A 15186-nucleotide genomic window follows, 5' to 3' on the forward strand; every position below is an offset into this window, starting at 1 on the left:
GGTATTGCCGAGTGGCAACCCCTTTATCTTCTTCGTTTTGGCTGATGATGCATGTCAGAAGTTTGAGCGGTGACACCCCGTGAGAGGAAACTAGACATCAGTTTCTGCACAAAAGGTGACTGCATGAACGACATAATTTGATTGAGATCCATCCGCTTTAGTAATTTACCAATGAGCGGATTTGGCGTCGTGTTCATGTTTTTCGGAAGATTAATAACGGGAATTTCATCATCTAGTAGTATATCTCCAGGATCGGATGCTTGTTCGGGATTTGGAAAGAGATTTTTTTGATTTTGAACAGAACCTTTCTTCTTACCTACATATTGTTGGGCCAGATTGAAAAATTGGTAGGTATTATCCATAATGGAAGCAACTTTTGTTAACGATGTGCTTAAATCTTGTACAGTTGAACGGCATGTAAGGAATCCAGATAACATCTGTGCTAAACTAATCGATGATAGGGGCGATTTGGCTTCTTGGACGGGTGGATTGGCAGGGAGTGTTGCTCTTGCCCCCGTAGGTTTTTTTACACGTCTTTTGTGGCGGTTGCTTGAAGCAGGACGCCTTCTTTGTTTCATAGTACCTCCTCCATTCAAGGGCTGTTGTCCATTTATAGTATGCAATGATTCGGTAGACGCTCTGGACGCTTACCCTGTAATGTGGATAGGCACTAGCGGAAATATAGTTGAGCTGATAAAAAAGAGGTGTATCTTTATGAAAGAATGGAACTGGATGTATGCAGTTGGATTGTTTCTCCTTACGAATTTTATCGTAGTATGGTCAGGCTCATTAAAAAGTAAGGTATTGCGAATCCTATTAAAGATCGTGGCAGTTATTACGCTCCTTATGGCCTTATTATTTGGTTTACGTTCGATGAGTTAAGTGAAGAGGTGAGCAAAGATGAAGCTTCGTTTATTATCCATACTTTGTGGAATGATGTTTTACCTATCTGGATGTACATACCCAAATGAATTAAATCAGCAGGTTGAGGATTTACCTATACACATTGAGAGAGTTCAATCGGCTGTGGCTTCCTATCAACAAGAGAAAAAAGTCTTACCTTATAAATATAAAGAGGAAGAACGGATTTTTACTTCCAAGTATCTAGTAGATTTTCAAGCTATATCAGGACGAACAGAGATTCCTCCTACTGCATTTGAAAGAGGGGGGAGTTATCTATATGTGTTAACGGACGTAGAGAAGAAGGCAACCGTTCGCGTGTTTGATCTCAGATTAAACGACAAGGTAAAAACGTTTGCGGAGCGTGTGGGACTTTACTATCAACAGAATCATGCGTATCCGCTTGGAACCAGAGTTTCACCTTCACTGTATGAGATAGATTTTAAGAAATTAGGTGGAGAGGTTTCTAAAATCAGAAGCCCTTATCACTCGAATATCGAGTTATCCTATTTAATCAGTGATAAAGGAGTTTTATACCTCGACTACCGTATGGATTACATGCAATTCATTCAATCAGCGCAAGAAAAGCCAGCAGTCGGAACAGACCTTAGACAATGGATCAGTCCGCTTTCTTTGCAAGTACCAGCCTATTCCCCTGTAGTAAAATGGGATGGGAAAGAGCCTACCTTACCATAGGTAACAAACCAAACAAGTGATGAAAAGCTTGTTTGGTTTGTTTTTTTGTGACATATAGGAACTTATCCGTACATAAAATGACCGCAAGAAGAGAGAGTCGAAAGGGTGTGACAGGATGGAAATGATCTTGCTTCACCTCATTGCAATTCCTGGTATTTTCCTCTTGGGACGCCTTTCTAGCTCTGTGAGAATGACTGGTTTTAATGCGAAATCGGTCAAGGTGAAGAAGTCCTCAGACGACAATTCATAGTTTGTTTCTCTTTCTTCGTAGGAATATATAGATTCTACACTCATATATTAGTAGTGTCCTAAGGAGTGGGAAAACCGGAGAAGGGAGGATTTTGCCTTTCGCACCGGCGACAAATCCAGTAGTACGGATACCTTGAAGGAGGTTCATGCATGGAGAAAGTAGATATCTTAAAAGACATTGCAGAGCGCACAGGCGGTGACATCTATCTTGGTGTGGTTGGTGCGGTGCGCACAGGGAAATCCACCTTTATCAAACGGTTTATGGAACAAGTGGTGATCCCGAGTATTCGTGATGATTCCGAAAGATCGAGAGCAACGGATGAACTCCCACATAGTGGTGCAGGAAGAATGATCACGACGATTGAACCAAAATTTGTACCAAACCAAGCAATTAATGTAAGTGTAGATGAAGGTTTAAAAGTAAATGTACGCCTAGTAGATTGTGTAGGATATGTTGTCGAAGGTGCCAAAGGATACCAAGATGAAAATGGTCCTCGAATGATTAATACTCCTTGGTTTGATGAGCCAGTCCCATTTCAAGAAGCGGCTGAGGTTGGTACGAGAAAAGTCATTCAAGAGCATTCTACCTTGGGTATTGTTGTAACAACAGACGGAAGTATCGCTGACATCCCTCGATATTCCTACGAAGACGTAGAAGAGCGAATTGTAAATGAGTTAAAAGAAGTGGGAAAACCATTTATCATGCTATTAAACTCCACTCGTCCGTACAGTGAGTCCGTACAAGCGCTTCGGGCTGAGCTAGTTGAGAAGTATGACATTCCTGTAGTGGCACTCTCTGTAGCGACGATGGGAGAGGACGATATTTTAGGTGTTTTACGTGAAGTATTGTATGAATTCCCAGTTCATGAAGTAAACGTAAATCTTCCCAGCTGGGTTATGGTCCTAGATGATGAGCACTGGTTGCGTCGTGATTTCGAAGATTCAGTCAGAGAAACCGTCAAAGATATTAAACGGCTTCGCGATGTAGATCGAGTGGTAGGTCACTTTTACAATTTTGAGTTTATCCAGAAAGCAGCACTGTCAGGCATGCAAATGGGGCAAGGAATCGCCGAAATCGATCTCTATGCACCAGATGAGTTGTATGATCATGTTTTAGCAGAAGTCGTGGGTGTCGAAATCCGAGGCAAGGATCATCTGCTTGAGATGATGCAAGAGTTCTCACTAGCGAAGCGAGAGTATGATAAAGTGGCTGAAGCACTTAAGATGGTGCGGACCACTGGTTACGGAGTAGCTTCTCCTTCGCTAGAGGAAATGAGTCTAGATGAGCCAGAATTAATTAAACAAGGCCCTCGCTTCGGAGTTAGACTGAAAGCGACCGCTCCTTCGATTCACATGATTCGGGTAAATGTACACTCTGAATTTGCTCCGATCATTGGTAGTGAGAGACAGTCTGAAGAGTTGGTAAACTACCTGATGAGAGATTTTGAGACAGACCCACTACGTATCTGGGAGTCGGATATCTTCGGACGTTCGCTCAATTCCATCGTTCGAGAAGGAATTCAAGCAAAATTATCCATGATGCCAGAAAATGCCCGTTACAAGCTGCAAGAAACGTTAGAGCGTATAATTAATGAAGGATCTGGTGGACTTATTGCCATTATCCTGTAAAGCAAAAAGGTCTAGATGTAACCGTCTAGGCCTTTTTTGGTGTCTTTTTTGAGCAATCCTTAGGAAATTCAAGGATTTGTCTTGCAAAGGGGATCAGCGCTGTATTAGTATAGGATTGTCCCAATCAGTTCTAGATTTCATCTGGAATTGGCTTGGATCTAATCAGGAGGTGCTTTATGAATAAAACCGACTTGATCAATCAAGTAGCAGATGCTACCCAAATGACAAAAAAAGATGCTTCGGAAGCAGTTGAAGCAGTATTACGTACAATCTCTGAGTCTTTATCTCAAGGTGAGAAAGTACAATTGATTGGATTTGGCAATTTCGAAGTACGCGATCGTCAAGCTCGTAAGGGCCGTAATCCACAAACAGGTGAAGAAATCGATATTCCTGCAACCAAGGTTCCGGCTTTTACAGCGGGTAAGAAACTAAAGGATATAGTCAACCAGTAATACAGATAAGTATATTTCTGATTGGATGTCAGGAAACTACATATACTGAGCAAAAGTCCCTTTTGAAGAAAGGGGCTTTTTGCTAACACCTAGTTTTTATCTTACATACTTATATTCGACTGAAGTATAATGTAATTTGTTTTATGAACTAGAGAATGAGATGGAGGACATCATCTTGAAAAAAGTTGATCATGATAAAATTGAACAAGCAGTACGGATGATTTTGGAGGCTGTAGGTGAAGATCCGCAGCGGGAGGGCTTGTTAGATACACCGGCTCGTGTTGCTAGAATGTATGCGGAGGTGTTCCAAGGATTAGATCAAAATCCTAAGGATCATTTCTCTGTTGTATTTGGTGAAGACCATGAAGAGGTTGTCTTAGTAAAAGATATTCCGTTTTTCTCAACCTGTGAGCACCACTTAGTGCCATTCTTTGGACATGCTCATATAGCCTATATCCCACGTGGGGGAAGGGTAACAGGCTTATCTAAATTAGCCCGTGCGGTAGATTCTGTCACGAAGCGCCCTCAGCTTCAGGAGCGGATTACAAGTACGATTGCTGATTCGATGATGGAGACACTCGATCCACATGGCGTATTTGTAGTATTAGAAGCAGAACACATGTGCATGACGATGAGAGGGGTAAAGAAACCTGGCTCGAAAACGGTAACCACCGTAGCTCGTGGTATCTATGCTGAAGATACGGTAAAGCGGGATGAAGTGTTTAAAATGATTCGAATGGGATCATTAACCTAATTTATTGGGTCTTGACGTTCCATCAGCCCGATCTTATAATGAAATGGTAAGATTTACTGTTTATTTAGATCGGGCTATGGCGCAGCTTGGTAGCGCGCTTGCATGGGGTGCAAGAGGTCGTCAGTTCAAATCTGGTTAGCCCGACCAACAAACTCTTCCAGGGATGGAGGAGTCTTTTTTATTTTGAAATTCGTATGATTATCTTGTTTTGTGGTACACTTTGGATTGCATAGTGAGAGGAGGCTGACTCTTATGTCGAATCATTCTGGAGAGTATTTTATTATCAAAGCAAAAGAAAATGGCGTAAATGTAATTGGACTTACAAGAGGAAAAGATACAAGATTCCATCATTCAGAGAAATTAGATCAGGGTGAGATTATGATTGCCCAATTTACTGAACATACATCGGCTATAAAAGTACGAGGGAAAGCAACGATCATTACACCATTTAGTACAATTGAATCGGATGAATAATCAAGCAAAAAAGGTCAAGCATAGCATGTTTCTGCTCTGAGTGCGTAAACTGGTGAAAAAGCCTACGGAGGATTACATGAAATGAGGACCTTTTTTCGTTATTGGTCATGGGGTATGGTTGGCGCTATTTGTTTAGCAGTAGGACTTTCGCTGTTTGTACGATATTCAGAAGAGCAAGTGGGACCAGCTAAAGAAGTGATGTTGCAGGATGAAAATGCATGGGTTTCGTTTGTTGTGGATCTGAATCGAAAATGGAAAGTTGGAAGGATCGATCAAAAACAAGGAGTTCTCTTTATTGAGTTCAAGGAAGTGGCGACTGAATGGGAAGAATTGGCGCAAGATGTAATTACGGAATCCTTTATCAAATTGAAACAAGTAGAGGTGCTTCGTCTTCGTTTGGTGAATAAAGAGCCCGAATCAGCCCGAGTGATTTGTATCAAGAGATCGGATTGGCAAGAGAGAGTGAAAAAATCGAAGTGGTCAACAGAAAGTATTCAAGACTTCAATTTGTCAAATGACAAAAAACAACAGATTGATTGTGCTGGTTTTCACGAAAGTATGGTATACTAGCAAGGAAATTATCTATTCTCATTTGGTATTTTTAGGGGGCGTGTAGATGACGTCCATATCTACAGATCAAAATAAAATTCTTATGGATCTAGAAAGACTTGTTGTGAATTCGGACTTATATCTAAATCTAGGTGAACCACCCATCCCAACGCGATTTATTCGTTTACTGGATCTCTTGTTAACGGCTTGTGAGGTGCCAGGAGAACGTAAAAAGATTTTTATCCAGGCGGCTGCATGTCTACATATGGCGCTTACGACGCACGAGCAAATTCCTCTGCAGACGATCGAAAATGAGGGGTTACATCGCGTTCGTCAGTTGACAGTACTCGCAGGAGATTTTTATAGTAGTCTGTTTTATCAACAATTAGCTATGGCTGGAGAAATCGATGGAATTGTGTGTCTCTCCCAAGCTACCAGCCGTACAAACGAGCGAAAAATGAAAATGTATTGTGGAGAAGAACCTGTCTCCTCTTCTATACGAAAGATCGAATCGGTGGAAATCTTAACTGCTATCGCCGGTTTTTTTCTTGTCGAACATCATATAGGAAAAGAATGGATGACTGTTTTTTTGCCATTATTACTATTGGACGAGCTAATAGAGCATCCTAGATGGCAAGATCGCTTTCACGATGCAGTTTATCAGGCAGGGGAAATATGGAAACAACCTCGTTTTCCAGTATGGCTGAGACATGAATTAGAACAATGGATCGAGCAAGAGCGCAGGAATCTCTAACAGAAAGAGGTAGCAGAGATGGAGAAGCGGACTGGAGCTGAGAAAGAAAAATTCGTTCACGGTGTGTTTCAAAGTATCGCCAAAGATTATGATCGGATGAATACACTGCTTAGTTTCCGCCGTCATAAAGCATGGCGTAAATTTGCGATGAAAAAGATGAACGTTCAGCCGGGGCAGACGGCGTTAGACATATGTTGCGGAACCTGCGATTGGACCCTAGCGTTGGCCGAAGCATCTGGGAATGGAAAGGTAGTCGGATTAGATTTTAGCTCCAATATGCTAGAAATCGGGCGACAAAAAGTACAAGACAGCGGGCGTGTCGATCAGATAGAGCTGATACAGGGAAATGCGATGAGTCTTCCGTTTGAGGATTCCAGTTTTGACTATGTGACGATTGGCTTTGCACTGCGTAATGTCCCTGACTATGTGCAAGTATTAAAAGAGATGAAACGGGTTGTGAAACCAGGTGGTCTTGTCGTGTCGCTTGAATTATCCAAGCCGACTTGGAAACCATTTCGTAAACTGTACTACTTTTATTTTCAACGCCTATTACCGCTACTTGGGAAGCTGTTTGCGAATCGATACGAGCAATATAGCTGGTTACCTGAGTCACTCATCGCCTTTCCTGACTATGTAGAGTTAGCTAGTGTGATGAAAAATGAGGTGGGTTTAGAGGTGGATGTGTATCCCCTCTCAGCTGGAATTACCGCATTACATGTAGGGAGAAAGCGTGCCGAGTAAGGATGGTGTAGGACTACTATGAAATTTTTTCACAAGATTATACTCATACTTGACATGATTAAGTTCGAACACTCGATTTTTGCATTGCCATTTGCGTATCTGGGTGCGATTTTAGGTAGCTTGGAGGTCTTAGGGAATTTTCCTACTTGGGCGCAGATCGGATGGATTACGCTCGCGATGGTGGGTGCGAGGAGTGCGGCTATGGCACTTAATCGTATTATCGATCGAAAAATCGACGCCCGAAATCCGCGTACGGCTACAAGGCATATCCCTGCAGGCCTTATTTCGGAGATGTATGCGTGGGGATTTGTTGTCGTTTCCTTTGTTGTGCTGTTTATCTCTGCGTTTCAGTTGAATATGCTAGCTGTCAAGCTATTGCCGGTTGCTGTGTTTTTTCTTGTACTTTATTCATATACAAAGCGTTTTACATGGCTTTGTCATGTTGTGTTGGGAGTCGCGACTGCGCTGGGGCCGTTGGGTGGTTGGGTGGCTACAACGGGTCAAATTGACCTGAAGTCCCTCATTTTATTTACTACGGTGGCTCTATGGATTGGTGGTTTTGACGTGATCTATGCTTGCCAAGATGTAGAGTTTGATAAGCGAGAAGGCTTGCATTCGATTCCGTCTCGATTTGGAGTACGAGTTGCACTTCTCATTTCAAGCTGGATGCACGTGGGAACTGCGATTGGACTGGTTGCACTTGCTTTTTTCACCCAATTAAGCTGGGTTTATGTACTCGGTGTCGTGATTGCTGTCATGATTCTCGTTTATGAACATGCGATTGTTTCGGCAGATGATTTATCTCGTCTAAACATGGCCTTTTTTACCATGAATGGAGTATTAAGTATAATCGTGTTTGTCTTTAGCCTTGTGGATGTGTTGATGATATGAAACGTTTTATTGTGGCGATGAGTGGTGCAAGTGGAGCACCTTATGCCTTATCCGTTATGGAAGAGCTCCTACGTCAGGGTCATGAAGTTCATGTGATCGTGACGGATGCTGCTTGGAGAGTATTATTAGAGGAACATGATTGGGAAGTGGTAAGGAGAGAGCAAAATTTTACCGAGCGATTTGGCCATCTCTCTGGAAAGTTAATCTATCATCCCATTCGGGATATTGGTGCTTCGATTGCCTCGGGGTCTTTTCAAGTAGATGGAATGGTTGTGGTTCCGTGTACCATGGGGACACTTGCGAAGATCGCTTCGGGTATTTCGTCTAATTTATTAGAACGAGCGGCCGATGTCATGATAAAAGAGCGCTATCCTCTTATTCTCGTACCCCGTGAGACTCCACTTAGCTCGATTCACCTAGAAAATATGCTAAAGTTAAGTAGACTAGGTGTACAAATCGTTCCTCCTATGCCGGGCTTTTACCATCGTCCATCTAGTTTAGATGAGATGGTTCGTTTTGTATCGGGTAAGGTTTTAGACCAGCTAAGGGTTGCTCATCAATTATATATGAGATGGGAGGGTGGCAAATGAAACCAATCCGAATCGGTGAGATTTCCTACACAAATGTTCTACCTGTTTTTCATTTTTTTGATTCAAGGGGCTTACCGATCGAGTGGGTGAATCATGTCCCAGCTACTTTGAATCAAGCGATGTCGAAGGGCGAGATCGATTTAGGTGCCATCTCTTCGTTTGCCTTTGCGGAACACTCAGATCGCTACTATCTCTTTCCTAATCTATCAGTGAGCGCATATGGTCCAGTGGGTTCTATTTTTTTATTTACAAAGGGGAAATCGCTACAAGAGCTAGATCAAGCATCGATCGCTCTGACAAATGCATCCGCTTCTTCGGTTAATTTACTGCGTGTGATACTTGAGAGGTTTACAGGTGTAAATCCTTCCTATCAAGTGATGGAGCCGAACCTAGAGCAGATGATGCAAGTGTCCGACGCGGCTTTACTAATCGGAGATGATGCTATCCGAGCGGCTTGGAGTAAACCACACTATCGTGTATATGATCTCGGTGAGCTATGGTTTCAGCAAACAGGTCTCCCTATGGTCTTTGCTGTATGGGCGGTTCGAAAAGAGATAGCTCAGATGCGTCCAGAGTTAATGATGGAGATTTATGATCGGTTTATGAAAAGTAAGGAGAGCGGAAATCAAGAACCAATGGCTATTATAAGGGCGGCGCAACAAAAAGTGGGCGGAGAGGTTCCGTATTGGAGAGAGTACTTTGCAGGTCTGTCTCACGATTTGGGAAAACGTGAACTGGAAGGGTTACAGTTGTTTTATCGCCATGCGGCGGAACTCGGAACGCTTCCACCAGAAATCGCTATCCAGATGTTCCAATTGTCCTTTTCTAAGAGCTAGAGAAACTAGGGTGAAGAGATGCTTCTAACAGATATATATCAAAGTTTAAAAAGGGATTTAAAACAAATTGAATATCGATTAGCGGAAACCATTCACACAGATGAGAAGGAGCTACTCCATTCGTCTCGTCACTTGCTTGATGCAGGTGGTAAACGGATGAGACCATTATTTGTTTTATTGGCAGGTCACTTTGGAGAGTATCGTTTGTCAGAATTAGAAAAAGTGGCGACCTCTCTAGAATTAATTCATATGGCTACGTTGGTTCACGATGACGTGATCGATGATGCGGAGACCCGTCGTGGGCGAAAAACAGTGAAGGCAGAGTGGGATAACCAAGTTGCCATGTATACAGGTGATTTTATCTTTGCTCGTGCATTGACTGAAGTAGCAGGTCTTTCGGATCCTCGTGTTCACCAGATTTTAGCTAAGGCATTGGTTTTCCTCGTTCGTGGAGAGATCGATCAAATTCACGATCTGTATCAACCTGATCAGTCCTTACGGCGTTATTTGCATCGAATTAAGCGAAAAACGGCTTTGTTGATGGCAATTAGTTGTCAATTAGGTGGAGTTGTGAGTGGAGCCCCTGAGTCGATTGTGAGAGCTCTATATCAATATGGGTATTCTGTAGGCATGGCTTTTCAAATGACAGATGATGTTCTCGATTTAACTGGGGACGAAAAAGTGTTAGGAAAGCCAGCGGGGAGCGATTTACTACAAGGGAATGTAACGTTGCCGGTTATTCATACTTTGGAGCACGGTAAGCCTGAAGAGCAACAAATGATCCGCCGTTATCTAGAGTCACGAGGGACCGAAGGGAATTTATCTCAGATCCTAAAGATGGTTTGCCAATCGGAGGGTATTCCGTATACGCTAGAGCTTTCTAAGCGATATTTAAATCGGGCATTAGCAGCTTTGGAAAAATTGCCGAATACACATGAGCGGGAGTCCTTGCGTTTTATTGGGGAGTTTATTGTAACTCGGTCGTTTTAAATGGAGGGACAAATGTGTCTGACTGGGGAAGAGCCTTAAATCAGAACCTGTTAAGCTATCTTTTTAAAATATAAAGCCCATTTCAGAATTGTAATCTCGAACTTGTACACACTAAAACATAGTTTTATATGGGGGGTTTTAGTGTGGAGCCATTTATTCCTCAGTTGGTGTATTTTGAACCGAATGCGTTAAAGTATCCTCTTGGACGAGAGCTATATGAGAAATTTAAAAAATTAGATGTTGAAATACGCGAAACGACTTCTCATAATCAAATCCGTGACCTGCCAGGGGGAAATGACTCGCAAAAATATCGAATTGCGAAATCTACGCTCGTCGTAGGGATCAGAAAAACATTAAAGTTTGATACATCGAAGCCCTCAGCTGAATATGCAATTCCACTGGCGACTGGGTGTATGGCGCATTGTCATTATTGCTACTTACAAACAACACTTGGACAGAAACCATATATTCGAACCTATGTAAATCTGGATGAAATTTTTGATCAAGCTCAGAAATATATGGACGAGAGAGAACCAGAATTGACTCGGTTTGAAGCTTCTTGTACCTCTGATATTGTAGGGATAGATCATCTAACTCATTCCCTATTTAAAGCTATTGAATTTATTGGGAGAACGACTTATGGAAGATTGCGATTTACAACCAAATTCCACCATGTAGATCATTTGCTCCATGCTAAGCATAACGGGAATACTCGTTTTCGATTTAGTATTAACTCAGATTATGTGATCAAAAACTTTGAATTAAAAACGTCTTCCCTTAAGCAAAGAATTGAGGCTGCTGTAAAAGTAGCCGAGGCGGGTTATCCTCTTGGTTTTGTAGTGGCACCTCTTTATATGCATGAAGGATGGGAAGAGGAGTATCTGAAGCTTTTTCAAATGCTTTCCGATAAAATACCAAAAGAATTACCCGAACATATTACCTTTGAATTGATACAACACCGATTTACAAAACCCGCAAAACGAGTGATTGAAAAAAACTATCCGAAGACTAAGTTGGAAATGAATGAAGAGGAACGGAAAGTAAAATGGGGAAGATATGGTATTGTAAAATATGTCTACGACACAGATCGAGCGAAGGATTTGCAGGGGACAATTGAAGAGTATGTTCAGCAGTTTTTTCCAAACTCGGTCATTGAATATTTTACTTAGGATGATGAACCTGTGAGGTTGTGGAGTATTCACCCAAAATATTTAGATTCCAAAGGTTTAGTAGCACTCTGGAGGGAATCATTACTTGCTCAAGCAGTTTTAAGTGGACAGACGAAAGGATATACGAAACATCCCCAGCTACTTCGATTTAAACAACATGAACAGCCTCTCCAAGCCATTACTACTTATTTAGCGTACATTCTTCAAGAATCTAAAGAACGAGGATATCGTTTTGATGGGACGAAAGTGAGTGACACTCGTACTCAGTGCAAAATCAAAGTGTCAAAAGGACAAGTTGATTATGAATTAGAATGGTTACGCGAGAAGTTGAAGGTGCGTGATCTATCTTTTTTGGAGACATGGAAACATATCCAGCAAAATGAAGTACATCCATTGTTTGAAGTAGTCGACGGCGGAATAGAAGCTTGGGAAAAAATGAAATAGGTGCCATCATGAATATCCGCTACTGGTGCTGGATTCATGGATGCTGGATTTGAATCATAGATTGGAATAGGAGGTATCCAACTATGGTAACTTTTCCGGTTCACATTCACACAAAGCTTTATTCCCCGAATCAACATGTCCACATATATGAACCCGAAGTGTATGGATTGTCTAATCAGACAGTGCAACACCAGATCAATCGTAAGATCCAGACCACGCTGAGCCGCTTGCTTCGTGATCAGGGTTTAGGACAGCCGGGCCTTCAGGAGATGGTGGGGAGTTTTGAGATTAAGACTAATGAACGAAATATGTTAAGCCTTGTTTTAAGTGTATACTCCTTTACTGGAGGGGCACACGGCAATACGGTTATTCATTCCCTTACCTTTGATACGACTACAGGACGGCAATACCAACTAAAGGATCTATTTAAACCTAATAGTGATTATGTAACAAAAATTTCTGATATGATTCGACTGCAAATTAAGGAACGTGATCTTCCTGTATTTGAACCTTTTAAAAGCATAAAACCTGATCAAGATTTTTATATTGCCGATAAGTCATTGGTTATCACGTTCCCGTTATACGATCTCCTTCCCTATGTCTATGGGATTCCTTATTTCCCGATTTCTGTATATTCTCTGCAAGATATCGTAAACGAAGAAGGACCACTCGGGGTGATGATGGGTTAGAAATAAAAAAGAAAATAGACATGCATAAAAGGTTGGGTTCATAGATAAAGTGAACCACAACCTTTTATGCAAATAGAGATCTTATGCCATATCAAGACATCTTTACTCTTAACAATTGCACCTTATACATCAGGGATGAACAGGATGTACTAATCAAGTTTCAGAATTCGAATGTTAGCAGCCGGAACCGTATTTCCATTTCCAATCGAATTAATCAATCCGAATATTCCGCCAGCACCGGTGTTTGCATTAATTAATTCTAGATCTGCAATATCATCAACTTCAATGATGGCTCCTCCGGACAACGTAATAATATCGGTTAAAGAACTAGATCCTGCTCTACTAAAAACAATTTCATTCCCACCTAATCGTAAACCAACTGTCGGTGGAGTGGTAGATGGAATGGGTTCTGTTACGGAAAAGCCCTCCGTAGTAGCGTTATACTCTATTAAGTAAAGTCCTGCTTGTAGACCGATAGTAGAACTCGGAGGAATAAAACTGATATCTGCACCTTGTAAAACGATGCTGGTATCAAAAAGAATAGCTTCTTTGCTATTTACAGTTACAATATCACTTAGAGCAAGAAATGCCATGCTAGGGATGATGACTGGTGTGAAAGGTCCAGGAGGTCCTATCGGTCCAACAGGTCCTTGTGGTCCAGTACCACCAGATGCACCTGTGGTCCCGGCTTCCCCTGATGGCCCTACAATCGCTGGCCCTTGTGGCCCTTGTGGTCCTGGAGGTCCTGGTGTACCTGAGCTCGTTCCAGCACTATCCAAGACATTCTCTAATTTTTCGTTTAAGATCCATTCTTTCTTAGCTATCACGTTAATGGTATCTTTAACACTTTGGTTGATCACTAAAAGATCTGTAAGCGTCGGATTTAACGCTGACGAAATGCCTGGAAGCGTTCCGAGCACGTACTGCAATTTCTCTCCTTCTGCATTGATAATATGACTTAATCCTAGTTCTTCTAGAGCAATTGAAGATAAAAGTAAATTAATCGCATCATCTCGAGTCAAATTAATATTAGGGCTTATATTCGGTATATTGGGATAGGACATATTACTCACCTCCTGATGAAATCCACCTTCATATATAGCATATGCTCAAAAAAAAAAGTGTATAAACTATTTGCTCAAGTAAATAGGTGGAGCGAAAAAAGGGCAAAGACTACTCAATACATTGTATACCTAATGGAAAGAGCATTTGTTTCTAGCCATTCCTACATGTAAAATAAGTAAGTCTATCTCTTTTGAATGAATCGTGATGGAACTGAAGGAGGATTACATGTTATTTATCGACAACCAAGGGATTTATGATCCGAGAATGAATTTAGCCATTGAGGAATATGCATTAAAATATTTGGATCTAGCTGACTCCTATTTGTTGTTTTATATAAACGAACCATCGATTATTATTGGGAAACATCAAAATACAGTGGAAGAAATTCATGTGGATTATGTGAGGAATCATGATATTCATGTCGTACGTCGTCTTTCGGGTGGAGGAGCAGTGTATCATGATTTTGGAAATTTAAACTTTAGCTTCATCACAAAAGATGATGGAAAAAGCTTCGCCAACTTTAGAAAATTTACTGACCCCGTTGTACAAACTCTCCATCAGATGGGCGTACAAGCTACTTTATCTGGTAGAAACGATTTGCTCGTCGATGGAAAGAAAATATCAGGTAATGCGCAGTTTTCAACACGTGGGAGGATGTTTAGCCACGGTACATTAATGTTTCAAGTAAATATCGAGCCATTAGTTCATGCACTGCAAGTAAAACAAGAGAAAATCCAATCCAAAGGGATTAAATCGGTTCGGAGTCGTGTGGCCAATATTAGTGATTATCTAGCTGAATCGATGACCATTGAAGAATTCCGACATCGATTACTAGAGTCGATCTTTGCAGGTCAAAATCCAATTCCGGAGTATAAGCTAACGGATCAGGATTGGAAAAAGATCAATGAGATATCCCGTGAGCGTTATCAAAATTGGGATTGGAATTTTGGAGAGTCTCCGATATTTAATGTTCAGCATTCTAAACGCTTCCCGATCGGTTCCATCGATGTTCGCCTACAGGTAGGGGAGAAATCGATGATCGAGAGTTGCAAGATCTACGGTGATTTTTTTGGAGTGGGTGATGTTTCGGATCTAGAGAAAAGGCTAGTCGGTATTCGCTATGACCGTCAATCGCTGGAGGAAGCGTTACGTGATGTAGATATCCCCTATTATTTTGGGGATTTAGCGAAAGAAGAGTTTCTTGATTTTTTATATTAGATACTCGAGATGAGCAAATCTGCTAACAGAAATATCCAGTTCCAATAGACAGACTACGGCTAGGCCGCATTCAGTTGCTTTTTTATACAACTAAGC

General features: G+C 41.5%; 20 protein-coding genes and 1 tRNA gene. 19 read left to right on the plus strand and 2 right to left on the minus strand.

Annotated elements, in window-relative coordinates; genetic code table 11:
* Positions 1-23: 23 nt before the first annotated feature.
* On the minus strand, positions 24-578 hold the full coding sequence (locus BLU58_RS11750; protein WP_093292402.1) for a hypothetical protein: 555 nt from the start codon (positions 576-578) through the stop codon (positions 24-26).
* A 136-nt stretch (positions 579-714) separates the two neighbouring features.
* Between BLU58_RS11750 and BLU58_RS16480 the strand changes: the two genes are divergently transcribed.
* The 18 genes from BLU58_RS16480 (at position 715) to BLU58_RS11830 (ending at position 12807) form a co-directional block, all read left to right on the plus strand.
* On the plus strand, positions 715-882 hold the full coding sequence (locus tag BLU58_RS16480) for a hypothetical protein (RefSeq protein WP_176786638.1): 168 nt from the start codon (positions 715-717) through the stop codon (positions 880-882).
* Between the two features lie 18 nt (positions 883-900).
* A complete protein-coding gene (locus BLU58_RS11755; protein ID WP_093292403.1) occupies positions 901-1596 on the plus strand; it encodes a hypothetical protein in 696 nt (231 codons plus the stop codon).
* 115 nt (positions 1597-1711) lie between these two features.
* Positions 1712-1846, plus strand: coding sequence for a hypothetical protein (locus tag BLU58_RS16940; protein ID WP_255404692.1), 135 nt, complete (start codon positions 1712-1714; stop codon positions 1844-1846).
* Positions 1847-1995: 149 nt separating this feature from the next.
* A complete protein-coding gene (spoIVA, locus tag BLU58_RS11760; protein ID WP_093292404.1) occupies positions 1996-3474 on the plus strand; it encodes a stage IV sporulation protein A in 1479 nt (492 codons plus the stop codon).
* Positions 3475-3650: 176 nt separating this feature from the next.
* Positions 3651-3926, plus strand: coding sequence for an HU family DNA-binding protein (locus tag BLU58_RS11765; protein WP_093292405.1), 276 nt, complete (start codon positions 3651-3653; stop codon positions 3924-3926).
* 175 nt (positions 3927-4101) lie between these two features.
* Positions 4102-4680, plus strand: coding sequence for a GTP cyclohydrolase I FolE (gene folE, locus BLU58_RS11770; protein WP_176786639.1), 579 nt, complete (start codon positions 4102-4104; stop codon positions 4678-4680).
* Positions 4681-4750: 70 nt separating this feature from the next.
* Positions 4751-4827: transfer RNA gene (locus BLU58_RS11775), tRNA-Pro, on the plus strand.
* A 105-nt stretch (positions 4828-4932) separates the two neighbouring features.
* On the plus strand, positions 4933-5154 hold the full coding sequence (gene mtrB, locus BLU58_RS11780; RefSeq protein WP_072329954.1) for a trp RNA-binding attenuation protein MtrB: 222 nt from the start codon (positions 4933-4935) through the stop codon (positions 5152-5154).
* Between the two features lie 81 nt (positions 5155-5235).
* Complete coding sequence (locus BLU58_RS11785) at positions 5236-5724, plus strand: hypothetical protein (protein ID WP_093292406.1); 489 nt, start codon at positions 5236-5238, stop codon at positions 5722-5724.
* Positions 5725-5770: 46 nt separating this feature from the next.
* Positions 5771-6457: a heptaprenyl diphosphate synthase component 1 gene (locus BLU58_RS11790; RefSeq protein WP_093292407.1), complete on the plus strand. Its 687-nt coding sequence runs from the start codon at positions 5771-5773 to the stop codon at positions 6455-6457.
* Between the two features lie 18 nt (positions 6458-6475).
* A complete protein-coding gene (locus tag BLU58_RS11795) occupies positions 6476-7198 on the plus strand; it encodes a demethylmenaquinone methyltransferase (RefSeq protein ID WP_093292408.1) in 723 nt (240 codons plus the stop codon).
* Between the two features lie 18 nt (positions 7199-7216).
* Complete coding sequence (locus tag BLU58_RS11800; RefSeq protein WP_093292409.1) at positions 7217-8089, plus strand: UbiA-like polyprenyltransferase; 873 nt, start codon at positions 7217-7219, stop codon at positions 8087-8089.
* The gene (locus BLU58_RS11805; protein ID WP_093292410.1) at positions 8086-8679 is read left to right on the plus strand and encodes a UbiX family flavin prenyltransferase; all 594 of its coding nucleotides are present in this window, start codon (positions 8086-8088) and stop codon (positions 8677-8679) included. The genes BLU58_RS11800 and BLU58_RS11805 overlap by 4 nt, the downstream gene beginning before the upstream one ends.
* The gene (locus BLU58_RS11810) at positions 8676-9515 is read left to right on the plus strand and encodes a menaquinone biosynthesis protein (RefSeq protein WP_093292411.1); all 840 of its coding nucleotides are present in this window, start codon (positions 8676-8678) and stop codon (positions 9513-9515) included. Before BLU58_RS11805 ends, BLU58_RS11810 begins: the two co-directional genes overlap by 4 nt.
* A gap of 18 nt (positions 9516-9533) precedes the next feature.
* The gene (locus BLU58_RS11815; protein WP_093292412.1) at positions 9534-10505 is read left to right on the plus strand and encodes a polyprenyl synthetase family protein; all 972 of its coding nucleotides are present in this window, start codon (positions 9534-9536) and stop codon (positions 10503-10505) included.
* A 128-nt stretch (positions 10506-10633) separates the two neighbouring features.
* Entirely contained in the window at positions 10634-11674 is a 1041-nt protein-coding gene (gene splB, locus BLU58_RS11820) for a spore photoproduct lyase (RefSeq protein ID WP_093292413.1), read from the plus strand.
* Between the two features lie 12 nt (positions 11675-11686).
* The gene (locus BLU58_RS11825) at positions 11687-12118 is read left to right on the plus strand and encodes a pyrimidine dimer DNA glycosylase/endonuclease V (RefSeq protein ID WP_093292414.1); all 432 of its coding nucleotides are present in this window, start codon (positions 11687-11689) and stop codon (positions 12116-12118) included.
* An 83-nt stretch (positions 12119-12201) separates the two neighbouring features.
* A complete protein-coding gene (locus BLU58_RS11830; protein WP_093292415.1) occupies positions 12202-12807 on the plus strand; it encodes a DUF3298 and DUF4163 domain-containing protein in 606 nt (201 codons plus the stop codon).
* 149 nt (positions 12808-12956) lie between these two features.
* Here BLU58_RS11830 and BLU58_RS16485 read toward each other — a convergent pair whose 3' ends face one another.
* Positions 12957-13871 carry an alpha-helical endospore appendage domain-containing protein gene (locus BLU58_RS16485; RefSeq protein WP_176786640.1) on the minus strand — a complete coding sequence of 305 codons (915 nt, stop codon included), beginning with the start codon at positions 13869-13871 and terminating at the stop codon, positions 12957-12959.
* A 226-nt stretch (positions 13872-14097) separates the two neighbouring features.
* On the opposite strand from BLU58_RS16485, the gene BLU58_RS11845 reads away from it, so the two are divergent.
* The gene (locus BLU58_RS11845) at positions 14098-15090 is read left to right on the plus strand and encodes a lipoate--protein ligase (protein ID WP_093292418.1); all 993 of its coding nucleotides are present in this window, start codon (positions 14098-14100) and stop codon (positions 15088-15090) included.
* Positions 15091-15186: the final 96 nt, after the last annotated feature.

Origin of the sequence: Thermoactinomyces sp. DSM 45892, assembly GCF_900107305.1 — a bacterium.
Classification (GTDB): domain Bacteria; phylum Bacillota; class Bacilli; order Thermoactinomycetales; family Thermoactinomycetaceae; genus Baia.